The sequence below is a fragment of the Spirosoma knui genome, from assembly GCF_054780635.1.
In genome coordinates, this window is record NZ_BAAGVY010000011.1 from 23,475 (window position 1) to 48,037 (window position 24,563).

The 24,563-nt window shown below is 52.3% G+C and carries 13 protein-coding genes; 3 read left to right on the forward strand and 10 right to left on the reverse strand.

Translation table 11 applies throughout. The features are described 5' to 3' along the window. Positions 1–189: 189 nt before the first annotated feature. A complete protein-coding gene (locus tag ACYVIY_RS20710) occupies positions 190–4,512 on the reverse strand; it encodes a choice-of-anchor Q domain-containing protein (protein ID WP_460978314.1) in 4,323 nt (1,440 codons plus the stop codon). A 158-nt stretch (positions 4,513–4,670) separates the two neighbouring features. Between ACYVIY_RS20710 and ACYVIY_RS20715 the strand changes: the two genes are divergently transcribed. After that, a complete protein-coding gene (locus ACYVIY_RS20715; protein WP_460978315.1) occupies positions 4,671–7,748 on the forward strand; it encodes a hybrid sensor histidine kinase/response regulator transcription factor in 3,078 nt (1,025 codons plus the stop codon). A gap of 120 nt (positions 7,749–7,868) precedes the next feature. Here the strand turns inward: ACYVIY_RS20715 and ACYVIY_RS20720 are convergent, their stop codons facing one another. The 3 genes from ACYVIY_RS20720 to ACYVIY_RS20730 all read right to left on the reverse strand — a co-directional run bounded on the left by ACYVIY_RS20720 (position 7,869) and on the right by ACYVIY_RS20730 (position 12,973). Then, complete coding sequence (locus tag ACYVIY_RS20720) at positions 7,869–10,013, reverse strand: beta strand repeat-containing protein (protein WP_460978316.1); 2,145 nt, start codon at positions 10,011–10,013, stop codon at positions 7,869–7,871. 642 nt (positions 10,014–10,655) lie between these two features. Beyond that, positions 10,656–11,075, reverse strand: coding sequence for a response regulator (locus ACYVIY_RS20725; protein ID WP_460978317.1), 420 nt, complete (start codon positions 11,073–11,075; stop codon positions 10,656–10,658). After that, complete coding sequence (locus ACYVIY_RS20730; protein WP_460978318.1) at positions 11,072–12,973, reverse strand: PAS domain-containing sensor histidine kinase; 1,902 nt, start codon at positions 12,971–12,973, stop codon at positions 11,072–11,074. The genes ACYVIY_RS20725 and ACYVIY_RS20730 overlap by 4 nt, the downstream gene beginning before the upstream one ends. Before the next feature lie 412 nt (positions 12,974–13,385). Between ACYVIY_RS20730 and ACYVIY_RS20735 the strand changes: the two genes are divergently transcribed. Further along, positions 13,386–14,774: a hypothetical protein gene (locus ACYVIY_RS20735; RefSeq protein ID WP_460978319.1), complete on the forward strand. Its 1,389-nt coding sequence runs from the start codon at positions 13,386–13,388 to the stop codon at positions 14,772–14,774. Positions 14,775–14,903: 129 nt separating this feature from the next. Here the strand turns inward: ACYVIY_RS20735 and ACYVIY_RS20740 are convergent, their stop codons facing one another. The 4 genes from ACYVIY_RS20740 to ACYVIY_RS20755 all read right to left on the reverse strand — a co-directional run bounded on the left by ACYVIY_RS20740 (position 14,904) and on the right by ACYVIY_RS20755 (position 21,015). Next, positions 14,904–17,090 (reverse strand): alpha-galactosidase, encoded by a 2,187-nt coding sequence (locus ACYVIY_RS20740; protein ID WP_460978320.1) that lies wholly within the window; start codon positions 17,088–17,090, stop codon positions 14,904–14,906. 123 nt (positions 17,091–17,213) lie between these two features. Beyond that, positions 17,214–17,810: a 3-keto-disaccharide hydrolase gene (locus ACYVIY_RS20745; protein WP_460978321.1), complete on the reverse strand. Its 597-nt coding sequence runs from the start codon at positions 17,808–17,810 to the stop codon at positions 17,214–17,216. A 52-nt stretch (positions 17,811–17,862) separates the two neighbouring features. Further along, a complete protein-coding gene (locus ACYVIY_RS20750) occupies positions 17,863–19,851 on the reverse strand; it encodes a glycoside hydrolase family 97 protein (RefSeq protein WP_460978322.1) in 1,989 nt (662 codons plus the stop codon). 24 nt (positions 19,852–19,875) lie between these two features. Next, a complete protein-coding gene (locus ACYVIY_RS20755; protein ID WP_460978323.1) occupies positions 19,876–21,015 on the reverse strand; it encodes a lactonase family protein in 1,140 nt (379 codons plus the stop codon). Positions 21,016–21,324: 309 nt separating this feature from the next. Between ACYVIY_RS20755 and ACYVIY_RS20760 the strand changes: the two genes are divergently transcribed. After that, positions 21,325–22,203: an OmpA/MotB family protein gene (locus ACYVIY_RS20760; RefSeq protein ID WP_460978324.1), complete on the forward strand. Its 879-nt coding sequence runs from the start codon at positions 21,325–21,327 to the stop codon at positions 22,201–22,203. Positions 22,204–22,287: 84 nt separating this feature from the next. Here the strand turns inward: ACYVIY_RS20760 and ACYVIY_RS20765 are convergent, their stop codons facing one another. Both ACYVIY_RS20765 and ACYVIY_RS20770 read right to left on the reverse strand, forming a co-directional pair. Continuing rightward, a complete protein-coding gene (locus ACYVIY_RS20765) occupies positions 22,288–23,094 on the reverse strand; it encodes a lipoprotein signal peptidase (RefSeq protein ID WP_460978325.1) in 807 nt (268 codons plus the stop codon). An 83-nt stretch (positions 23,095–23,177) separates the two neighbouring features. Further along, positions 23,178–24,398 (reverse strand): proline dehydrogenase family protein, encoded by a 1,221-nt coding sequence (locus tag ACYVIY_RS20770; RefSeq protein ID WP_460978326.1) that lies wholly within the window; start codon positions 24,396–24,398, stop codon positions 23,178–23,180. Between the last annotated feature and the right edge of the window lie 165 nt (positions 24,399–24,563).

Sequence of the window (24,563 nt, forward strand, 5' to 3'; positions counted from 1 at the left end):
AAGGCTAATTCGCTAGAGTAAGGTTTTACTCATCATCAGCGGATTAGCCTTTATGTTTTATGGCGGAAAATACATTATCGTCAACCAATCCGTCTTCTGTTCAGACAACCTCATCCTTTCATAACCAGATAAGCCCGGTATTTTCAGTACCGGGCTTATCTGGTTATGAAAGGATTTAAGGGAGCCTTGTTAAGGTTTGATGACCTTCACACTTTGCCGTTGGGCGGGTAGCCCGTTACCGGCTTCGCTGACTACCTGCAACAGATACATCCCGCTGGCTTGTCCCTGTATATTCCAATCAATGAGTTGCTGGGAATCGGCTTGCTGCCATTGCTGCTGACGTATCGACCTGCCGCTTACATCAACCAATTCTACTTGCAACGAGCGACCCTCAGCGCCCCGCACGATGGCCCGCAGTCTATCCTGTTGGATAGGGTTAGGGGCTAGCTCGACCTGTAACGGAGTTTCCAGACTCGCTATCTCCCTGGCCCGGCAGTTAGCATCCACGGTTAAGCGGTACGGTCCGTAGACTCTGACGGTGCCCGAACGGTCGGTAACTTTCAGGAAGAAGTTGCCCTGGGTGTTGGTTTGGGCGTTGATCAGGGTTAAACTCGACGTAGCGGTGCCTCGAAAGAGTTGGGGTGTCTCCATCAGCTTAGGGCTAGTGAGACTGTTCTTGTACCACTCGTACTTCACCGGATCACCTTCTACCACTACGTTGATGACCGCTGTACCACCCCGGCAGACAGTAGGGTTGTTACCCCCCGTTACCGTCGTAGAAGCTATGGTTGAACAGCCGTTGTCCTGGCGGGTCACCGTCACTGAGTATACTCCCGCCGTGGTGACACTGGCCTTGTTGCTATTGCCTTGTTGGGCAGCACCGTTGCTGAACGTATAGCTATAGCTTCCGCTTGGGGTAGCCGTTGCAGTGAGTGTCACGCTGGTGTTGGTAAAAGACAAGGGGCCGGTATTGGTCAGACTAATACTAGGGCTTATCGTGCTACTTGTTACCTCGGTAGTGGCCGTGGATGAACAGCCACTTGTCGTAGTCAGCGTCACCGAGTAGAGCCCGCCTTGAGTGGCAGTTGCCGTGCTGGCGGACCCGGTCTGGTTTAGGCCGGGCCCCACAAAGGTGTAGCTGCCCTGGTCGGGGGAAGTGGCTACTAGGCTGACGCTGAGTTGGCTACAGGTAAGTGGTCCGGTAGCGCTCAGACTCACGCTGGGAGTAGGGTTAACGCTCAGGTTAAAGGCGGTAGAGGTGACGGAGTTGCAGTTGCCCGTCACCACCACCAGATAGCTGCCCGCCTGAGCCGGGCTGACGTTGGTCAGCGTCAGGGTGGCGCTCTGCTGAGCCGTCCCCAGCGAGCTGTTATCCTTGTACCACTGGTAGCTGTTCACCGTGCCGCTGGTGCTGATCGAAGCGGTGACGGTGGCTCCGGCGCAGACAGCCGTGGCATTAGCCGGTTGCTGAGCGATACCGACGGTGGGGCTTCCCTGGAACTCGTAAGCACCCAGGTCGATGGTGCGCACCCGCCGGGGGTTGCCTGCCAGGTCGGTGTCGGGTAGGGTGAAGGAAACCAGGTTGCCAACGGTATAACTGATCGTGCTGTTGCCCGCATCCACCAGGGGGGAGCACGCACTTAGCCGAAAATCGCCGTTGGCCGCATCGACAAAGAGCGGGTCCACCGACAGGTTGCCCGTGCCGGGCTGGACGCCATCCTGGGTGTCAGTGTAGCTGTAGTTGATAATGGGAAATGAGGGATCACTTTTTGCGTAGGCACTGCCACCCAGCTCGGACTGGTTCCCCCAGATAATCGAGTTGAACAGCCAGAATCGGCCATAGTCACTGTACAACGCACTACCGCCAAAATAGGAACGGTTCCCGCTGAAGGTGCAGTTTAAGAGAAAAACATCCGAAAGGCGGTTGTAGATAGCCCCTCCCCGCACACCGTTGTTGCTGCTGAAGACACAGTTAGTCAGAACCACCCCTTTGGCAGTAGAGACGTAGAGGCCCCCGCCATCCGGGTCTGCATTGGAAATCACCGGACCAGGCTTGCCCACAAACCGGCAGCCCGTCAGGGTGAAGTTGTCGGCCTCCAGGAACATGGCTGAAGCGTTGCCAAAAATTGTGGAGTTCTGCAGGAACTCGCAGTTGGTCAGACTCCCCGTAACCCCATCGTTGACATAGAGCCCACCCCCGTCACCGGACTGCGAATTGTTTTCCCGGAAGATGCAGTTGGTCAGATTGACCGAGCCCGCCTTGACACACATGCCAGCGCCTGTGCGCCCAACGTTTTTGACAAAGTCCACCGAGCGCAGGGTCAACGACCCATCCAGCATCAAGAGTCCTCCTCCGGAGTTGTTAGGGGCGTTGTAGGCCGGATCAGAGCTGCGGGCCTCGCCCTGGGTGATGACCAGCCCATCGAGTACCGCGCTGCCGGTGATCATTGTAACCACATGCATCACATCACTGGCTTGGCTTTGGTCATAGGTGTCGTTGCCGTTGAGGTCGCCCGAGAGGGTGGTTGAGGAGGGGTTGGTGGTGCGGTTGTTGGTGCCAGCGGTGTAGCCCCCGTACACTTCAACCCCAGCAGCCAAACTGAAGCTGGCGGTGCGGTCGGTGGTAGTGGTGGTGGGTTTGTAGAGACCACCGGCCACCAGGACGGTGGTGCCGCTGGGGGCAGTGGCCAGCGCCCCTTGCAGGGCGGTGCCGGGCAGGGCGTTGTCCCAGGAGGAGCCGTCGCCACTGCCATTACCGGAGGGCGTCACATAAAGCGTAGCTGTAGAGTAAGGACTGACCGCTAAGCTAAAGGCGGTAGAGGTGACGGAGTTGCAGTTGCCCGTCACCACCACCAGATAGCTGCCCGCCTGAGCCGGGCTGACGTTGGTCAGCGTCAGGGTGGCGCTCTGCTGAGCCGTCCCCAGCGAGCTGTTATCCTTGTACCACTGGTAGCCGTTCACCGTGCCGCTGGTGCTGATCGAAGCGGTGACGGTGGCTCCGGCGCAGACAGCCGTGGCATTAGCCGGTTGCTGAGCGATACCGACGGTGGGGCTTCCCTGGAACTCGTAAGCACCCAGGTCGATGGTGCGCACCCGCCGGGGGTTGCCTGCCAGGTCGGTGTCGGGTAGGGTGAAGGAAACCAGGTTGCCAACGGTATAACTGATCGTGCTGTTGCCCGCATCCACCAGGGGGGAGCACGCACTTAGCCGAAAATCGCCGTTGGCCGCATCGACAAAGAGCGGGTCCACCGACAGGTTGCCCGTGCCGGGCTGGACGCCATCCTGGGTGTCAGTGTAGCTGTAGTTGATAATGGGAAATGAGGGATCACTTTTTGCGTAGGCACTGCCACCCAGCTCGGACTGGTTCCCCCAGATAATCGAGTTGAACAGCCAGAATCGGCCATAGTCACTGTACAACGCACTACCGCCAAAATAGGAACGGTTCCCGCTGAAGGTGCAGTTTAAGAGAAAAACATCCGAAAGGCGGTTGTAGATAGCCCCTCCCCGCACACCGTTGTTGCTGCTGAAGACACAGTTAGTCAGAACCACCCCTTTGGCAGTAGAGACGTAGAGGCCCCCGCCATCCGGGTCTGCATTGGAAATCACCGGACCAGGCTTGCCCACAAACCGGCAGCCCGTCAGGGTGAAGTTGTCGGCCTCCAGGAACATGGCTGAAGCGTTGCCAAAAATTGTGGAGTTCTGCAGGAACTCGCAGTTGGTCAGACTCCCCGTAACCCCATCGTTGACATAGAGCCCACCCCCGTCACCGGACTGCGAATTGTTTTCCCGGAAGATGCAGTTGGTCAGATTGACCGAGCCCGCCTTGACACACATGCCAGCGCCTGTGCGCCCAACGTTTTTGACAAAGTCCACCGAGCGCAGGGTCAACGACCCATCCAGCATCAAGAGTCCTCCTCCGGAGTTGTTAGGGGCGTTGTAGGCCGGATCAGAGCTGCGGGCCTCGCCCTGGGTGATGACCAGCCCATCGAGTACCGCGCTGCCGGTGATCATTGTAACCACATGCATCACATCACTGGCTTGGCTTTGGTCATAGGTGTCGTTGCCGTTGAGGTCGCCCGAGAGGGTGGTTGAGGAGGGGTTGGTGGTGCGGTTGTTGGTGCCAGCGGTGTAGCCCCCGTACACTTCAACCCCAGCAGCCAAACTGAAGCTGGCGGTGCGGTCGGTGGTAGTGGTGGTGGGTTTGTAGAGACCACCGGCCACCAGGACGGTGGTGCCGCTGGGGGCAGTGGCCAGCGCCCCTTGCAGGGCGGTGCCGGGCAGGGCGTTGTCCCAGGAGGAGCCGTCGCCACTGCCGTTACCGGAGGGCGTAACGTACAGGGGGTTCTGAGCCAGCGCCAACGGGCTTACCAACATCAGCAGCCACCCAATACGGCTCAAGCGTCGGTGGGGGCGAAGGGAAATTAAAGTAAGCGTACCACACTGGGCGTTGGCGACCAGAGCCAGCACCAGTGCCTGGGCGATGCGTACCCATGTTTGTAAAGTTGGTTTCATGGACATTGTATGGGTTATAATGTAGGGGCAAACCTAAGCAGGCCGATAGGTCAAAGTCTATCACAAATGTTCCATTTTTTGTACTATTGTTCCATTTTGCAGCCTGCCAGCAACTTTGTATCTTCGTTGCCACCTTTGGTTGTCAATTGAAATTGGTTTTGCGTATACTTCTGTTGTGGCTGGTTTTGCAGGCAACATCCTCGCAGGCTCAGCAGGTGATGCCTCGCCTTGTTGGGAAATTTGCCGTTCCCCCTACCCTCAACTTCAATACGGTAGGCGCTACTCAGGACGCCCGGGGGAATCTGTGGTTTGCTACCAACGATGGTGTCGTGCGTTTCGATGGCCATCAGTTCAAAGCGTACCACGATCCGGTGCTTCGTCAGGGCGACGACTACTTCCACGTAGTGCCCTCGCCCGATGGGCGCATCTGGTGCAAACTGGGCCGGGGCAGTGCGCTGTCGTACATCGACCCTACGCTGGATCGGATCGTGCGCATTCCGGATTCAACCCGCTTAGTACGGGAGCACCTGTCGCAGTGGCGGAGCAACTACGTCTTTGCCGATGCCGACGCTATGGTCTGGATTGCCCTGCGTCGGCGGGGGCTGATCCGCTTCAATCCCCGTACCTACGCCGTTGAGAAAATATTTGATCAACCCGACGAAGCCGCCCGCTGGATTACCCAGGATCGCGCCGGAACCATCTGGTTCACGACCAGTAAAGCGGTGTACGCCTATAATCCGACCTCACGGGCGCTGAAACGCTACCGTAATGAGCTAGGCTCCCCGAATCGAAATAAATCAGTTCCGTCGGACCAGGTGTTTGCAATTGGCATTCACGCTCGGCCCGATGGTACCATTCTCGTAGGTTTGAGCGATGAGGTAGACGTAATTCACCCGGCTACGGGGCAGGTGACCCATCTGGAGCTTATGCCCAGTAAGTTTTATCCGAACCAGATTCCTCTGGACTTCTACGAAGACCCGCAAGGGAATACTTATTTCAGGACCTCGACGACTTCCTACCGATACACTCGTGAGGGAAAGCTGGAGCAACTGGAGTTCGGTGCGCTCTCGGCTCCGGTCTTTCACCTGTTCCCAAGCCGCAACAATCGGCTTTGGGTTACCTCCGGGCAAACCTTGCTGGAATATGACTTAGCGCATATACGTCCGCTACCCGCCTTTAACCTGATCGACGTAGTCGTTAACGGCACCCGGCTGGAAAAATCCAACGATCGTCGGCGGTTCGTTCGCGATTCGCTGGGTCACCCTACGCTGACAGTTCAGGAGGGCGATCTCATTAATATCGACCTGTCTCCCTACATTGACGACGTGACGCGGGCATTCCGGCACCGGCTGGAAGGTTACGACCAGCAGTGGAACGTAATAGAGGAAGCAGCCACTTCGGTTTCGTATCAGTTGTCGGCAGGAACGTATAAGCTGCTGCTCAATCGGTTCATCGTGCCACACAAGTGGGAAAGCGAGGTGTCGCAGCTGACCATAATCGTACGGCCGCCATTCTGGAAGACAAGCTGGTTTCTTTCGCTTTGTGGTATCGTGGTTGCTGGAGTAGGTATTGTTCTGTTCCGTAGCTGGAAATTACGTCAGGAATTAGCCCGTCGGGAGTTTGAAGCGGCTACCCTGCGGGAACTCGATGAGCTGAAAAGTCGCTTTTTCGCCAATATCACCCATGAGTTTCGGACGCCCCTGACCATCATTCTCAATGCTACTGAACAGTTGGAAACATTTGACTCCCGGAATGTGGAGCGGTCCCGTCTGGAGGCTTCTATTCAACGAAACGCCTGGCAGCTCCTGCGGCTGGTTAACCAAACCCTGGATCTGGACAAGCTTGAGGCCGGTAAGCTTGAGCGTCGGGACCAACTCGGCGATCCATTCGCTTTTGTTGAACAGGTAGTCGAACAGTTCAGGGGACTGGCTCACCAGAAGCAGATTGAGCTGAGCTGGGTGCCGACTCCGCAGGCATCGAACGGGAAACTGTTCTTATTTGATGCGGATAAACTCGAAACGATCAGCTATAATCTGCTGGCCAATGCCCTCAAGTTTACCCCCGACGGTGGACGAGTAAGCGTTGAGCTAACCATTGATGATGAATACGAGCTGCAATTGCGGGTAAAGGATAGTGGTATCGGTATTCCGTCGGAGGCCTTGCCCAAAATCTTCGAGCGCTTTCATCAGGTCGATAATTCGTCTACCCGAAGCTACGCGGGAACGGGCCTGGGGTTGGCTCTGGTCAGTGAACTGACGAAATGGCTGGGAGGGCGGGTTCAGGTTGACAGCACGCCCGAACGGGGTAGTACCTTTACCGTCACTTTGCCGCTACGATCCAACGCCAGTCCGGACGATACGTTGGTTGGACTGCCAACCCAGAGTCCGGTGAAGTTTACCCCATCAGAATCCTCTTTTCCTGCAAAACCTATCTCCGCTACTGAACAGCCTGACCAGGATACGCAAGATGAGTTGCTTACCCAACCTCTGGTGCTGGTCGTAGAAGACAATGAGGAGTTACGTGCTTATATGCAGAGTTATTTGACCACTCACTACCGCATCCTCACGGCTGTAAATGGTCGTATAGGACTGGAAATGGCTATTGCCGAAGTGCCTGACTTGATTATCAGTGACGTAATGATGCCTGAGATGGATGGCTACGAACTAGTCGGTCGGCTCAAGGCGGACGAACGTACCAGCCATATTCCCAGTATACTTTTAACGGCCCGCTCGTCGGCTGACAGTCGACTGAAAGGCCTGGGAGCCGGGGCCGATGATTATCTGATAAAACCGTTCAGTCTGGAAGAGTTGAGCCTGCGCATACGTAACAACCTGCGTACCCGGCAAAACTGGCAACGGCGGTTGCTTGCTCACAGCGAACCCGAAGGGACTGAACGACTGGACAGTTCCCCTCTTGACAAAGAAGCGCAGTTTCTGGCCCGGCTGCGTGGGCTCATTCTTGAGCACTTAACCGACGAGAAAGTTGACGTTGACTGGCTGGCTGAGCAGGTACGGATGAGCCGCACCCAGCTCCACCGGAAACTGACGGCGTTGACTGACATGAACACGACCCGATTTATCCACAGCGTTCGGCTCAGCAAAGCAGTTGAACTTTTGCAAACCAGTGAGTTCAACATAGCCCAGATAGCGCAGTCAGTTGGATACCGTTCACAGTCGTATTTCAGCAAAGTGTTTCAGGAACACTATGGCTACGCGCCCATGAAGCTGAAACATTAACTCAGCGTTAGTCCACTCTCTTCACCCGCCACTTCGCGTTGAGTAGTGATACACATACTCAGACCTAACTTAATAGTTGTTTTTTGTTACTGCGAACGACCGATACGAACGTCATTTACGTTAAAAGTGCTGCGTGACGACCTGAGTATTGTTGTTGCCGATTTGGCTATAGCGGTAGGTTACTCCCATGTTGCCTCCTTCCTGCACCAGCGTCAGGCGGTTGTTGTAACCCTGCTGAGAGCCAAACGAACCCGGATCACCGGCCATATTTAACACTTTATTGTTGTTGCCATTCTGGGTGATGTCAACCGAGTTGTTGTTACCCACTTGCAGGAACCGGGCGAAATTATTGGATCCGTTCTGGGTAATAGTGGCTGCGTTGTCGTTTGAAGAGGAGGGTGACCCCTGCAATCCTTGTTGAAGAAAAGCTACATTGTTTGAACCCGCCACCTGACTAATCGTCGCTACGTTACCGTATTGACCGGATCCATCGGCGTTCGAGCCCGCAAATTGAAGAATCGTAGCCACGTTGTTTATACCTCCCGAAGTCTGGCTAATGGACGCTAACGCCCGCTGAGAGCTCGTTGTCTGCACAATCAGCGCCTGCGACCCGTTACCGTTGCTCTGCGTCACCGTAGCCGTATTGAAACGTCCATCCTGGAATATGTTAGCGGTGTGAGCGTTTCCGGATAGCTGCGCGATGCTGGCTACGTTGTCATTCGCCAGCGTGCCGACCAGACTAACGGGAGTACCGTTTAGTCCGTTGAGGGTGAAAATATTACCAGCCGCGTCCTGAAGGGCCCCATCCCGTCCCTGAGCGATATGCGCTCGCAAACCGGTACCACTCACCTGGTTAATGGCAGCCGTATTTCGGTTTGCCTGCAAAACGGCTCCGTTCACTGCAACGCCCTGGTCGATCAGGGCAACTCCGGTGGCGGTAGGATCGACCGTAAAACCACCCGCTCCGTTTGTAGAGAGTGCACCGTTACCGACTACTCCGACTTCCTGAGTAATCGAGGCACTGTTGTTTTGACCACTGCTCTGCCCGCTGGCCTGGTCGATAAGCAGATTACTGTTCTGATTGATGGTCGCCAGTGTTCCTTTACCCATCTGGCTGATGGTCGCTACGTCCCCGCTGGAATAGGTGCCCCCGTTGCTGCCGGTTCCCTGAAGAATCTGCGCCGACGAGTGCGTGGCGGTTCCCGTTTGGGCAATCGTAGCCTGATCCCGATGCGTTGCCGAGAAATAGCCCTGGACAACGGTAGCCGCATTCGTACCTCCGCCCGTACTAGTTTGCTGGATCGTAGCGGTACTTTGTTCGTCGGAACCCAGGCCAAATACGCCCTGATAGATAAACGCACCGCTACCAAGAGCCGATTGGTCGATGCTGGCCTGGGTTCCGATCGTTTCCCCTCCGCCCGCGCCCTGATAGATTAAGGCTTCGGTTTGTACTGCCGACTGAACAATGGTTGCCCGGCTGCTTTCAGAGCGGCCAGCGGTATTATCGTCGAACGGAAGGCCGCCCTGGCCGATGCTGGCCTTTACGTTGCTCGCCGTCTGCGTAACAATAGCCAGGTTGCCCACCGCTTCGGGCAGGACAAACGCACCGAGAGCCACATCGGTATCTGAAGCCCGACCCTGCTGAATCTGAGCAAAGGCGTTGACCGTTGGAGCCGCTGCTATGCCAGAACCTGTGTATCCCTGGTAAATGAAACTCCTGTTGTTTACCGAATTATGGCTCTGACTCATCAGGGCCTGGTTAATGGTTCCGTTCTGGTAGATTTCGCCTGTATTTCGACGGCTATTGTTATTCTCAAGGATAGCAGCGGCATTACCAGCCCCCGTCTGAGCAATGCCAGCGAAATTGCCATCCCCACCGGGTGCGCCAATCGTGGCCGAAGCGGACGTACCTCCTCCACTCAGTCCGTCGGGTCCTCCATTCTGTGTAATAATGGCATTGTTAGAAGGCCCACCGTCCTGACTGATACCGGAGCGATTGCCCTGCGAACCGTCGTTCTGCTGAATGGTCAGTTGGTTAGCTCCGGTGTTCGTCGGGGTGCCCTGAAAGGTGATCGCATAGTTACCGTAGTTGACTCCGTTGAGTGATGGCGTTGCGTTCTGGCGCTGCTCAATTAGGCCAACCTGATTAGCGCCCGACTGATTGTGCTGGGCATACTGTTGTTGACCGACTTGCTGAATAATCTGGGCGTATGCTGCTGTGGCCAGAATGGTTAAGGCAAAAGAGGCTAAGATTCGTTTTTTCATGAACAAGGATTTGTTGCTACAAAGGGCCGTTTCGCTACGGCTCAAGTCAATCGTTGATCGAGGTTAGTAAGACCACTTTTCTGATCGGACGTTGACAAACCGCAATCAAACGTAGTGGAATCTGAGCGCGTCGGGTAGGAGCAATGAATAACGGGCCGAAATGATTGTATAGTCAGCTTAAAGCATGCAATAATTGACAGGTACGCCAGCGCTAACCAACTCGCGACTTGATCCTGGTCGGGTACAGAAAAGAAACGGCCGTCTTGATATAGACTGTAAACAGAAGAGTGGTGAGCTTAAGCTTCGAGTGCTACCGCTGCGCGGACTGGTGCGACGAAACCCATGTCTGATCTAATAAAAAGAGTCGTAGATATCAGGACTCTTTGGGGAAGAATTGATAAAGATATTATTTCGAGAATAGGACTATCGCTAATCTCTATACGTCTCGCCGGTTCAGTTAATCAGCGAGACGTACCGCTTTCCTTTCCGAACAGACTTTACGGAATACCAGTACAACTTTGATCTCTGAAAAATATGTAGCTTATAACACGTACTGAGTCTATAGCCGTAGCTATGGACTCAGTTAGCTGAACCAATTTATAAAGTCGTATCCAGAAGTAGCCCGTGGGGCTGGAATCTCCACTAGTTAACGTTTTTTACCAGATTTTTCTGCTCAATACGTTGGTACAGTTCTTTGCCGTACGTATCGTATTCAAGAAACGTATCGGGCTTGACCAGGTAATCAGCCGCACCCAGCGCTAAGCATTTAGCGATCACAGAGGGGGTAGACGACGTTGAGGTAATGATAACGGGTAAGTGGCCGTAGGTAGTTTTGTTCTGCAACGCTTCCAGAACCTCATAGCCATTCGTTATGGGCATATTCAGATCTGATAAAATCAGATCGGGTAATCCGGTTTGATTGGCTTCGAGCCATTCTAACAACAGACGTCCGTTTTCGGCCTGTGCTACAATATCGAACAGGCCGGTTTGTTCAATGCCCTTTTTCATAAAGAGCCGTTCGTCGTCGTCGTTTTCCACTATAACAATCTGATACTTTTTCATTCCTTCAAAAGCTTGCCAGCTTGATTAAGTGTAAAATAAAACGTAGTGCCTTTCCCTAGTTCCGATTCAAGCCAAATCTGACCACCGTGCCGCTCAACAACCTTTTTGCAGATCGCTAAGCCAATGCCTACTCCCGGATAATCTTTGGGGGTATGAAGCCTGCGGAATACGTCAAATACTTTCGTTAAATCGTCGTCCGCAATGCCAATGCCATTGTCCGATACGCTAAACTTAACCTGATCGTCAACAAGTTGAGTACTGATCGTAACATGGGGTGTTTTACCCGCCGTAAATTTAAGGGCATTGTTGACCAGGTTTTGCAGCAATTGAATCAACTGCAGCCGGTTTCCCCAAACACGATCAACTCCCAGGTGAAGATCAACCTGAGCCTGACTTACTTCGGTTGATGCTTTCACGTTTTCTAATACCTCTCCGACCAGCGACTGAACATTCAACTCTTCGAGCCTTAGCTCATCTTTGCTAAGCTGCGAATAGTGCAACAGATACTGAATAAGCTCTTTCATGCGAGAGGACGCCTGGATCGATTTGTTGATATAATCGTCCACGGTCCGCCTGGCTTCAGGTTCTAGTTCCTGCTGAGTGAGTAGCAGAAAACTTTTGATGGTTCGCAGCGGCTCCTGCAGATCATGGGAAACAATGGACGTAAACTTTTCCAGTTCTTCATTGGCAGCAGCTAATTCTGCATTGCTTGCCTGCAATACGATGTTTAGCTGGCGGTAGCGTTCGTAGCTTTCCCGTAAGGCTTCTTCGACCTGTTTGCGTTCGGTTAAATCTCTTGTGACCTTCGAGAAACCAATGTGTACGCCCTGGGCATTATAAACGGCTGTAATCACTACGTTGGCCCAGAAGGAACTGCCATCTTTCCGAATTCGCCAGCCTTCTTCTTCGTACTTACCCGTGGCCAACGCAATAGTTAATTCGCGGGCTGGTTTCCCATCTATGATATCGTTTTCGGGGTAAAAGATCGAGAAGTATTTGCCAATGATCTCTTCCGTCGTATAGCCTTTGATGCGACGAGCGCCTTCGTTCCAGTTGATAACCCGCCCTTTTTCGTCGAGCATAAAGATCCCGTAATCGGTAATCTGCTCAACCAGCGACCGGTACTGTTCTTCGCTCTGGAGCAGAGTTTCCTGCGCCTGTTTACGTTCGGTCAGATCCCGGGTAACCTTTGAGAAACCGATGTGCTGGTTCTGTTCGTTGTACAGGGCGGTGATGACAATATTGGCCCAGAAAACCGCGCCGTTCTTTTTCACCCGCCAGCCTTCTTCCTCATATTTACCCGTCTGACAGGCGATGACCAGTTCACGAGCCGGTTTCTGAGTAGCCAGGTCTTCAGACGTGTAAAAGATGGAAAAGTGCTTACCCAGAATCTCGCTGGACGAATAGCCCTTGATGCTTTTGGCACCCTCGTTCCAGGTGCTGATATGTCCTTCTGTATCCAGCATAAAAATGGCGTAATCTTTAACGCCTTCTACCATTAGCCGGTACCGCTCTTCCTGCTTGAGCAGATAAAGCTCCTGCTGTTTAGCCTGGGAGCGGTCTTCAAGCAGGCAGCAGTAACCGATGAACGTACTGCGCTCGTCCATCAGACAGCTTAGGGTAATCTCTCCCCAGAACCGGGTCTGGTCCTTTTTATGCCGCCAGCCTTGCGCAATAAACTGACCGTTTTTCCGGGTTAAATCCAGCTCGTATTCAGCTTTAATAGTGTCAGACGTGGGACTATACAGCAGCGAAATGTGCTGACCGAGCAGTTCGCTCAGACCGTACTGGGTAATGTGGCAGGCCGCAGCATTAGCAAAGTTAATATAGCCATCCTTGTCCAGGCTAAAAATAGCATGGGGTAAGGTCTGAAGCAGCAAGCCGCTATCGGTACGCATGAGTAAGGTAGTAGAGGGGCAGTAAAGTTAATGCAGGGGAATTAAAAAAATGCTATTAGGTCAGCATTGCTGGAGTTAGCGATTTTATGGACAAAATGCCCGGCTTTATGTAGGCGTACATGGTATAACCCCGGTCTGTATACGAATGGTAAGTCTCGATGACAAGCCAGTCCGAAGGCTTGAGCCAGGTTGCATTATGTATGTTTTTGAAACTCCGAGCCTGACGTTGATGTCGACGTAGGTGAAAAGCGTTCATAAGGCACTTAGCAATTTGTACGTAAAAGATCGCGCTCAATATTAGCGGTTTAGCACGGAATTTGTACGCTGAATACCATATATATAAACTATGTGTTACTGCGTATCAGTCACCAAGAACTGTAAATAATCACAAATTCTATAAGCCGTTGGTGCTATGAAAAACCTCTTCTATTCATGCTGCATTTGTTTACTTACCCTATCTGGCAGTTACGTATCAGCGCAAAACAACTACGTTGTCAATACGCCAAATTCTGATGTGCCAGGTTACGACAATATGCTGATCGGTCCCAACTGTGGCATCAGCATTACGACTGGTTATAACAATGCGTTCATGGGTATTCGAGCGGGGCAGAACAACACCACCGGCTACAGCAATGCGTTTCTGGGTGCCAATTCGGGCCGATCGAACACGTCGGGGAGTAACAACGCGTACCTGGGCGTTGACGTCGGCTACTTCAATACCACGGGCAGTAACAACGCTTTTATAGGATACAGCGCTGGCTTTTCCAATACGACCGGTAATAACAATACGTTCGTAGGCGGGCAGTCGGGGCTTTCGAATACGACCGGGCTCAACAATGCTTTCGTAGGAACATCGGCGGGATATAGCAATACGACAGGACGCAACAATACATACGTAGGCGATAAAGCGGGCCGGAACAATCAATTGGGAAATATGAATACTTTTCTGGGACCGCAGGCTGGTTTCAGCGCGCAGGCCGATTCAAACACATTTGTGGGGTATCAGGCAGGGTATAGTACAACTACCGGTCAGGGTAATACGTTTTTCGGAATACTATCAGGGAAAGGCAATATGACGGGTAGTCGGAATACCTTCGTGGGCAACCAGGCCGGCCCTGCAACCAGCTACGGCAGCGACAACGTATATATTGGCTATAGCAGTGGCCAGCATGACCGCGGCTCCCGTAATACGTTTCTGGGTTACCAGACGGGTGTCGCATTAACCGAGAATGCTCAACCACTCCGCAATGCCACAGCCATTGGCGCTGGTGCCAGTGTGGCCGTGAGCGATGCGGTCGTGTTGGGAAATAAGGCTAATGTAGGCATTGGTACCTCGTCGCCCACGGCGCGGCTACATGTAGAGAGTGGTCAACCCAACGAGTCCGGCTTGCGGCTAGCTGACTTGACCGCTTATAGCCCCGTCACGCAGGCGAGCGATGCGTTCTTGACGGTCGACGAGCAGGGGTATGTGCGTAAGGCCCGGTATCAGCTAAAAATTAACACGGTCAACGAATGGAGTGATAACGTGTTTTCCTCTACGTACCGACTGGCTCCTTTGGATGAAGTAGCGGCTTTTATCAAGCAAAAAGGGCATTTACCGGGTGTTCCCTCAGCCGAAGCCGTTGTCAAAGAAGGCGTTGATCTGGTGAAAATGAACGCTACGTTGCTTGAGAAGATTGAAGAACTAACCCTGTACGTAATTGCCTTACAGAAAGCCGATCAGCAGAAAAATCAGTCTATTGACCAGCAAAATCAACGTATAAAACAGCTGGAAGCACTGATTACTAAAGCGCCTAAATGAACTATTGACGGAAGTGTGTACTGACCCGAGATTGGTGTGTAAGAGTACAGCAACGGCCAACTCGTATTCCCCTATCCCGCAAGGAGAGGGGACAGGGGTGAGGGTAGATAGGCTTCATAATTAGTCGCATCAATTGACCACTGTTACTTCAAGAACAACACTCGTTCGGCGGGTATCGACATTAGGGTTGAAACCAATGGTCATTAAGTAATTTCCTGAGTAGGTCGTTGTGTTCTGATTGATAGGAGACCGCGCACCGGGGTAGACATTCAGTTCACGAACCGAATATGTTTTGGCCGGGTTGAGGCCCTGCAGCCGGATGGAACCCGTAGTGCCGGCTTTATACCGGTTATTGGTCAGGTACGTGAACCAGACGGCCTGATCCTGCTTTTCGTTGACATACATCAGCGACGCTACGTCTCCCGCATAGGGTGAAGCCAGTCTGTACTGGTCGCCCTGCCATACGATGCCCTTGATACGTTCGTACGTTTTCAGGGCTTCCTGGCTGAACTGAAGTTCTTTCTCGTCGAGTTTACTGACCACAATATCATAGCCCAGCTTACCCATCATGGCTACGTCTGTCCGGAATTTTATAGGCTGTTTGCCCCAGTCAGTGACGTGGTTACAAGTAGCAATAGCCGGGAAGAAATAGGAATAATTCCATTGAATAAACACCCGTTCCAGCCCATCGGTGTTATCGCTCGGCCAAAATTCGGTAAAATAACGGAGTGCGCCGTAATCAACCCGGCCACCTCCGCCCGAACACAGCATCATTGGCAGTTTAGGATATTTAGCATGCAGCCGCTCCAGGACTTTGTAAAGGCCCTGCACATACTCAACGTACAGGTGAGACGGGTTCGGGTTGGTAGCCGAAAACGCGTTATAGATAACGGCATTGCAATCCCACTTAATGTAGCCCAGCGTCGGGTTCTTGGCCACGATGCCGTCGACAATACCGTACACGAAGTCCTGCACTTTGGGGTTCGTTAAATCGAGTACGAGCTGATTCCGGAAGTAGTACTCCTGGCGGTTAGGTAATTTCAGTACCCAGTCCGGATGTTTTTCGTAGAGTTCGCTCTTAGGATTCACCATTTCCGGTTCGAGCCAGATCCCGAATTTGATACCGGCACTTTCGGCTTCCTTTACCAGGTAGCCTAATCCATGCGGCAGCTTTTTGACATTTTCCTGCCAATCACCTAAACCGGCGCGGTCGTTGTTACGTGGGTACTTGTTGCCGAACCAGCCATCATCAAGCAGGAACAGATCGACGCCTAACTTCTTACCATCTTTAAAGAGTTCCGTCAGCTTTTGTTCGTTAAAATCGAAGAAGGTTGCTTCCCAGTTGTTGAGTAAGGTCAATCGATTGCCCTGCCCCTGCGGAATCCGGAATTTGCGGGCCCAGCGGTGCAGGCTACGGCTGGCAGTTCCTTTTCCGGTACTGGAGTAAGTGAATAAGAACGCCGGAGTGGTAAACTCCTTTCCCGGTGCTAACGTATACGCCGAGGCATAAGGGTTGATGCCCGCTGTCAGGCGCAGGTTATGCAGGGGATCAACCTCGAACGCGATCTGATAATTGCCCGACCAGGCCAGCGTACCTGCCATCACTTCACCGGTGTTTTCCTGCGCGGGTTCGTTCAGGGCTACCAGAAAGGAAGGAGGCTGGAACAAATCGGCGCGGGTACCCAGCTTCGTATCCAGTAGTTTGATGCCTTCCGTCAGCGGTTCCTCCGTAGGGTTCATTTCATTGGCCCAGTCGCCGTGAAAATGAGTAAGGTAGTAGTGCTGGCCGGGGATGTACAGATTCGCCGATGCGTATTTGTGGAGCGTTACGTTCTTTTTTTCCGTGTGTCGGATGGTTGACCACTGTTCAATGACGTCCTCGTTCTGGTATGCTTTGTAATACAAGGTAACTTCAAACGGATACTGCGGATCTTTGAGGAAAACGGCCGTTTGGATAACCCCCTCAGCAACCGATTTCTGCTCGTGCCGAACGTAGCGTAGATCCAGCGACGGGTTGCCGTCCGCGTGGGTCACCTGAATCGCCGGTTCCAGCAGATTTCGGCTTCCGGCCGGTGTATAGGCTGAATTATACAAACCGGTATAATCTTCACCTCGTTTTCCATTAGCTGGAATTCGGGCGTATTCGTCTGGTCGGCTCAGTCGCTGGCCAAAGTGAACGATGGTCGGGTTCTGCTCTTTATCGACCCGAATTACCAGGGCGGTTTTACGGGTTTCAATCGCAATATGATCGTCGCCCATTGCCGGTTGGACGAGCAGGAAAGAAGCGAAAAAGAGAACGAGTAAACCAGATTGCATGAAGGATTTCACTGGGTAATTTATCAAAAAAGACTACCGAACAGAATGCCCGGTAGTCTGTGGGGTAATGCGGAAAATAAGGAATTGGGCCTGATTAATACGTATCAAGAGCGTAGACCTACTTTAAAGCGGCTTCAGCTCCAGTTTCCGCCAGCGAACTTTGATTCCGCCACCATCGTGAATTTGCAACGCAACCGAGCCGTTGGCCTGACCGATCTTTTCGTCGTGCAAATCAACCATCTGCTGCCCATTAAGGTAGGTCTGCACATGGTCGCCTTCAACCCGAACGCGCAGGGTATTCCATTCACTTGGTTTGAGAATGTTTTCTTTCTCGTCGGGAATCTGGACCATCCAGCCGCGGCCATACGATTCGTAGATGCCACCCGTGTCGTGGTTTGGCGGAGCCACTTCGACTTGCCAACCTGTAATTTTAGTGCCTTCGATGCTGGAGCGGAAAAACACACCGCTGTTTCCGTTCGCTTCCTGCTTGAACTGGAGCGACAGATCGAAGTTTTTGTATTGCTGTTCCGTCGCCAGGTAGCCATACCCTTTGTCCGGGCCACTTTCGCAGATGAGTTCACCATTTTCGACGTACCATTTTTCGGTACCGTAGATTTTCCAGCCGTTCAGGTTTTTTCCGTTGAACAGGCGAATCGTTTTGGTTGGCGCCGTGAAGGCGAACAGGGCCAGCAGCAGGCCCAGAGCAGCGAGTTGTTTCATCGTGGGTTGACGTTATTGGTACTAGTAATAGGGTTTAAACGTAATGAACTACTCATTTCTTTTTGAGTTGCAACACAAATCCGCCCCCTTGCGCCATGTGTAAGTTCAGGGAATCGGCTCGGGTAACGGTTCGCTGGGTGAACTGGTAATCAACCGGGTTTCGATCGGCATTGATGCCGTCCAGGCAGCCGATCACCTCATACGTACCGGCACCCAGAAAACTAAGCGGTAAAGATACGTCACGAGCTGTCCAGTTGGTTAAGGCGCCCACAAACCAGTCATTGCCCAACCGACGCCCTGTGACAATGTACTCGCCAAGCTGAGCGTCTAAAACTTGGGTATCGTCATACGTAGTGGGTAAGCGGCCTAAGAAGTCCATGAAGCGTGGTTCCAGCAGCGCCTGCGATGGATTGCCGGAGAAAATGGGCATTGGACTGTCATACACCACAAACATGGCCAGTTGATGACAGCGCGTTCCCTGCGACATCACCTGACCCGCAATCGGTCGAAATTGCTCTTTGGTCGCATTGTTGAGCAGACCCGGTTCGTAATCCATTGGGCCCGATACCATCCGGATAAACGGCAACAAGACGTCATGGTCCGGCGTGGGCTTGCTGCTCCAGATGTTGTACTCTGACCCTAACACCCCTTCGCGCGTAATGGCGTGTGGATACGTCCGCTCGAAGCCCGCTGGTTTGTAGGCTCCGTGGTACATGATCATGATTTTCGCCTTTGCGCAGGCTTCGGCCACCCGCGTGTAGAAATTCACCATCTTCTGATCGTCACGGTCCATAAAGTCAGTCATGATGAAATCAACGCCCCATGACTGAAACTGCTTCAGCGCGGGTTCCAACTGCCGGTCGAGGGTAGCGGCCAGCGTCCACATACTGAGCCGGATTCCCTGCGAACGGGCGTAGGCGACAAGTTCCGGAATGTCCAGACCGGGTGTGATCTTGAATAAATCCTGGTAATCTGACCAGCCCGCATCTAACAAAATCCGGTCGAAGCCAAAACGTTTTGCCCAGTCAACGTAGTACTTATACGTAGCGGTGTTAATGCCCGCCCGAAAGGGAACGTTGAACAGGTTGATGTTGGTGATCCATTCGTCGGTGCATTTTCCTGGCCGAATCCACGATACGTCCGTCAGGCGGCTCGGCGTAGCCAGGCGGTAGACCAGATCGGACGCGGGCAAATCGCGGTCGCTACCAATGACCAGCACCCGCCACGGAAAGGTTCGGGTACCGATCGTCCGTGCGATGAAGCTGGCCCGTTGCGAAACAACCCATTGCGGAAATTCGCCGGGCAGCAGTCGTTCCGCCAGTGGGTAATGCGCAAATACGCCTGTCAGCGACGTTCCCCGGCGGGCCAGAAACATGCCCGGATAATCCAGCAAATCTGATTCAGTCAGCACAATTCGCGGCCCTGATGCCGGAGCAAGCAATACAGGCGAAAAGCAAAGTGCGGTGTCCGGCATCTGGCTCATCGGCTGAATCTGATACGGCTCCTCGAACGACGTATGAAACCGATCGACGCCCGAACGCGGTTGCACAGTCGGGTAATATACGATTGGATTATTGGCAAACGTAAAGTGAGCGGTTTCGTTACGTATGGTGATCGAGTCCGGAAACGAAGTGCTGAATCGATACGCTACACCATCGTTATACGCCCGAAATTCAAGCGAATACTGGTCGCGGAACGTAAGGCGCAGCGCTGTATATTGATCGGTTACTACCCGGCGTTTCGTGGCAACGGGGGCCAGAATCGAATCGCGAACAGCCAGAATACGGCTGCGCCGAGGTTGCGCGCCGACACCGAGTACGCGCCCGTCGGATAACGCCATTGCAATAGCTGATGGATTCACCAATTGCTGTCGGTCATAGTTTACCGATAAACGAACACTGTCGGTAATCGCAACGACCAGCGTAATGCGGCCATCGGGCGACGTAATGCTGCGCTGGAAAGGCCGTGGCGCACCGTAAACCATACCGCACAGAACCAGCAGCGGGATAAATACGTAGCGTTTGAAGGGGTAAGCAACCATACTCTATTCAGCAACCGAAAGCAATCACTTCGCCACAAGCACACATACTGGAGATGGGACCTTTACCGATTGGCCTGTGTAGGTCAGCTTTCCCGTCTTCGCATCCCGCTTAAAAAGGGTAATGTTATCCGTATCCTGATTGGCCACGAATACGTATTCACCTTTGGGATCAATCAGGAAATTGCGGGGTGTTTTGCCTTCCGTGGGCTGATCGCCTACTTTGGTTAGTCGGCCATCGTTCCCAATTGCAAAGATGGTTAACGCATTGTGCCCCCGGTTCGACTGGTACAGGAATTTGCCGCTCGGATCAATGTGGATGTCAGCGCTGGTATTCTGACCGGTAAAATCAGCTGGTAAAGTTTGTACACCATCATCCAATACGGTCAGGGCACCGGTTTTTGCGTTACGTGAGAAGACAGCTACCGACGAAGTAAGTTCTTCAACCAGATACGCATACTTGCCATTCGGATGAAATGTAAAGTGGCGGGGACCCGAACCCGGCTTTACCGTTACGTATGGCGTTTGCGCGGGTTTCACCTTGCTGGCCTTCAGGTCGGGTTCAAAAATATGCAGTTTGTCCGTACCCAAATCCGCTACGTACACAAACCGGTTATCGGGCGCTACCGTGGCCGAATGAACGTGTGCTTTTTCCTGCCGCTGTTTGTTCGGGCCGGTTCCTGAGTTTTGCACGCTATCGGTAGGAGTGCCTAATGTACCGTCGGCATTTACTGGCAGAACGGCCAGACTACCCCCTCCGTAGTTAGCCACGAACGCGGTCTTGCCAGTTTGATCAATACTAATATGGCAGGGACCATTGCCAAGAGACGACTGACTGTTCAGAAAATTGAGTTTGCCGGTTGCTTTATCGATGGCGTAAGCGCTGACGGCTCCCGCCCGACCCGGTCCGGATGTCTGGCCTTCATTGACCGAATACAGGAAGCGACCCGAGGGGTGAATCGCCAAGAAGGACGGGCTTTTCAGCCCCGAAATGGACTGCAACTGCTGCATCGTTCCAGCCTTCCGGTCAAACTCGAATACGTAAATGCCCTCGCTCCCTCGAACGGAGTACGTGCCAATATACATGATCTCTTTGCGAGATTGAGCAGTGGTCGATAAAGCCATTCCAAATAACGTAATGCCAAAGCAAATCAGAAATTTATGCATATAATTCAGGAAGAACAGAAGAGAAAAGTAATAAGCAGACGCAAACTACCGGCAGAGGAATAAATTGAGCAAACAATCGATCTATTATTCGATTTTAAGGGTTATTAAGTCTGAGCTAGTCTCGTATTTTGGTGAGTTTTCAGGGACTCGGCAAGGAAATATTTGGGTGAGAATACTTTTAGATGAAGCAGTCTGTTGGAACGGTTAGCCAGAATCTACTTACTTTTGCAGAATGATTAACCCGTTATCAGTTAGTCTGTATTGATTAAACCTAACTTTTCGTTACCGTCAACATTACCCCTTACTAGTATGAAACGAGTATTAATAGTTTTTGCGGCCGTAGCTATGCTTTCCTCGTGTAATAGCAAAAAGCGTCTGGCTGAAATCAAATCATTGCAGGAGGCACGGGATAAAGCCGTTGCCTCATTGAACGACTGCGACCAGCGTACGGCAACCCTACGCTCTCAACTTTCCGCCAAAGACACTGATCTGCAGGGAAAGGATAAGCAAGTAAGCGATTTACAGGCACAGATCGATTACCTCAAAAAGACGAACACCAACTTGTTGGATCGGATGTCTGACCTGTCGATTGTGAGTAAATCAGGTGCCGAAAGCATTAAGAAATCGCTTGAAACGCTCAACGAGCAAACCAAGTACACCAACAATTTGAACGCTAGCATTCAGCGGAAAGATTCGTTGAACCTGGCGCTGGTAATGAGTCTAAAGCGTTCGCTGGACGACATCAACGATCAGGATGTTCAGGTTGAGGTGAAGAAAGGTGTGGTATACGTATCGATCTCGGATAAACTGTTGTTCAAGTCGGGTAGCTACGACATTACGCCCCGCGCTGAGTCCGTATTAGGCAAAGTAGCGAAAGTGGTGAACGACCACAAGGAGTTAGATATTCTGGTAGAAGGTCACACAGACATTGTACCTATTTCAACCGCGTCGATCAAAGATAACTGGGATTTGAGCGCGTTACGGGCTACATCGGTAGTACGTACGTTGCAGGGCAAGTTTGGCGTTTCACCAGAGCGTATGACAGCGGGTGGCCGTTCGGAATACAGTCCTAAAGATGACAACACGACTTCGACCGGACGTCAGCAAAACCGTCGTACTGAAATCATCATTACGCCGAAGCTTGACCAGTTCTTCAACCTGCTATCCAGCGGACAGGCGGGCAAATAAGCCGATCAGTCAACATAGGGTTATCAAACAAAAGCCGCATGTCATTCGACATGCGGCTTTTGTTTGATAGAACGATAAAGGAAATTACTCGTTATGCTTAGGCTCCTCGGGCAGCACAGATTCCGACTCTGGTGTCGACGTTGCAGCAGCATTAGGCTCTGACTCCGCTGCTGAATTCTGGACCTCGTCAGTTGTCGGATCAGCGGCTGCGGGTTCAGCACCATCCGTTTCGCTTAATTCGGCAGCGGGCAGAACCGATGCCTCGACCGGATCAGGACCGGAAACGGGCAACATACCATGATCGGCAGGGTGTTCGCCGAAGAAACGGCGCTGGAAGAACAAGATCAAACAAACCCCAATGAAAATACAGGAATCGGCAATATTGAAGATCGGAGTCGAGTAATATTGCCCGCCCCAGACCGGAACCCATTCAGGAATAAAGCCTTCCCATACGTCCACAAAGATCATGTCGATTACCTGCCCATGAAACCAGGGCGTTGGTGAGCCGTATGGAGCGTTGTTTAAAAATACGCCGTAAAACGTGCTGTCGATTACGTTACCTACCGCTCCCGCCAGAATCATAGACATCGCCCAGAGCAGGCCGTCGGGTGCTCCACGATGCGCCAGATGAACCAGGTAATAGCCAATGCCTACCATCGCGAACAGCCGGAATACGCTCAGAAGCAATTTACCGTATTCGTAGCCTAACTGCATACCAAACGCCATGCCGGGGTTCAGAACGTAGTGCAGTTTAAACCAGTCGCCAACCACTTTAATCTGGCCGGCAAAGCCAGGTGCCATATAAAAATGTACCGCCAATTTAACGCCCTGATCAACGGCGATTAGCAGTAACGTAAGCAGAAAAAACTTAAGAGGACTTTTACGAATCATAAAAAATGGCCCAACCCGAAGGTTGGGCCGTTTACAAAATGCCTAATCAGCGTGACCAACACGGTATGCCGGAGGAACCAGCATCAGACCTTACAACCCTTACGCCGTTTCAGTTCGTTCGCGACCAGCTTATACTCCCGACTGCTCTGGCCAGCAATTGATTTATTCTCGTCGGCCCGCCGGAATAAGTACGGCATCACCGCTTCAACGGGACCGTAGGGAACGTACTTCGCTACGTTATAGCCTGCGTTAGCGAGATTGTACGAAATATTATCACTCATTCCCAATAGCTGCGCGAAGTAAATGTGCGTATCGTTAGGAGCAATGCCTAAATGACTCATTTGCTGCGTACAGTACTGACAACTGTATTCATTGTGGGTACCCAGGCAGATGGAAACGACATCCCGGTTTTCGAGGCAGTAGTCAATAGCTGCGTTGAAATCCCGATCGGTGTCTTCCTTTGTGGCCTGAATTGGGTCCTGATATTCACCTTCGTGAGCCCGTAGCCGCTCCTTTTCCAGATACGCACCACGTACTAGTTTGGCCCCTAGGTAATATCCCTTTGCGCGTGCTTCGTTCACGTCCCGCCGGAGGTGGTCAAGGCTTTCCCAACGGTAAAATTGATACGTATTATAGACAACCGGCCGTTCGTGGTTATACCGGTCCATCATCTCGTAGGCGAGTGTATCGATGGTATCCTGAATCCAGCTTTCCTCAGCGTCGATAAAGATGCGCACATTCCGCTCGTAGGCACGGCGGCACAACGTATCAACCCGCTTCAGGACCCGGTCGAACTCCGCTTTCTGCTCTTTATTCAACGAGTCGCCAATCTGAACGGCTTCGAGCAGGTCAGTGGAGGCAAGTCCGGTAATTTTAAAGACAGAGAAGGGGATATCGGAGGATTCGCTGGCGCGCTCGATGGTGCGAAGGATTTCAAGCGTGGTTTCGTCAAAACTTTTTTCGTTTTCCTCGCCTTCAACTGAGTAATCGAGGATGGTTCCGACGTGAGCGTTGTGCAGTTGCTGGATGGTCTTTTCGGAATCGCTAATGCTTTCTCCCCCACAGAATTGCTCAAAAATTGTGTTCTTGATCAGGAATTTAATGGGAAGATGAAGTCGCAGCGCAATCTTTATGAAAAAAGTCCCTAAATTTACCAGCCATCCTTGATTCATCAACGCAAATAACCAGTAGGTCTTTCGAAGTTTGAAGTCCGACTGGGACGAGAAAGCAATCGAAGTGTCCTCAAATGAAACGGGTCGGAGGTCCGGTTTTACTTCTGCAAACCCTTGGACAGTGTCCGGCATTAGATTACTTCGGTTCGACATATCAGTGCTCCGTTTGGGCGGTGCTACTTCCATAGCGTTAGGTGCGCGACGGTTAACGTGGCCGAAATATATAACGAAATTTCGGTCAATCGGTTAAACTTACCGGCGCGGCTTGTTCGATAAAGTAAAAATAGCTTTAGACAA

Bases quoted from the DNA above. Each gene is read 5' to 3' on its own strand.
- ACYVIY_RS20720 (WP_460978316.1), bottom strand. From the start codon at position 10,013: ATGAAAAAACGAATCTTAGCCTCTTTTGCCTTAACCATTCTGGCCACA.
- ACYVIY_RS20730 (WP_460978318.1), bottom strand. From the start codon at position 12,973: ATGCGTACCGATAGCGGCTTGCTGCTTCAGACCTTACCCCATGCTATT.
- ACYVIY_RS20745 (WP_460978321.1), bottom strand. From the start codon at position 17,810: ATGAAACAACTCGCTGCTCTGGGCCTGCTGCTGGCCCTGTTCGCCTTC.
- ACYVIY_RS20750 (WP_460978322.1), bottom strand. From the start codon at position 19,851: ATGGTTGCTTACCCCTTCAAACGCTACGTATTTATCCCGCTGCTGGTT.
- ACYVIY_RS20760 (WP_460978324.1), top strand. From the start codon at position 21,325: ATGAAACGAGTATTAATAGTTTTTGCGGCCGTAGCTATGCTTTCCTCG.
- ACYVIY_RS20765 (WP_460978325.1), bottom strand. From the start codon at position 23,094: ATGATTCGTAAAAGTCCTCTTAAGTTTTTTCTGCTTACGTTACTGCTA.
- ACYVIY_RS20755 (WP_460978323.1), bottom strand. From the start codon at position 21,015: ATGCATAAATTTCTGATTTGCTTTGGCATTACGTTATTTGGAATGGCT.
- ACYVIY_RS20710 (WP_460978314.1), bottom strand. From the start codon at position 4,512: ATGAAACCAACTTTACAAACATGGGTACGCATCGCCCAGGCACTGGTG.
- ACYVIY_RS20770 (WP_460978326.1), bottom strand. From the start codon at position 24,398: ATGCCGGACACTGTCCAAGGGTTTGCAGAAGTAAAACCGGACCTCCGA.
- ACYVIY_RS20735 (WP_460978319.1), top strand. From the start codon at position 13,386: ATGAAAAACCTCTTCTATTCATGCTGCATTTGTTTACTTACCCTATCT.
- ACYVIY_RS20725 (WP_460978317.1), bottom strand. From the start codon at position 11,075: ATGAAAAAGTATCAGATTGTTATAGTGGAAAACGACGACGACGAACGG.
- ACYVIY_RS20740 (WP_460978320.1), bottom strand. From the start codon at position 17,090: ATGCAATCTGGTTTACTCGTTCTCTTTTTCGCTTCTTTCCTGCTCGTC.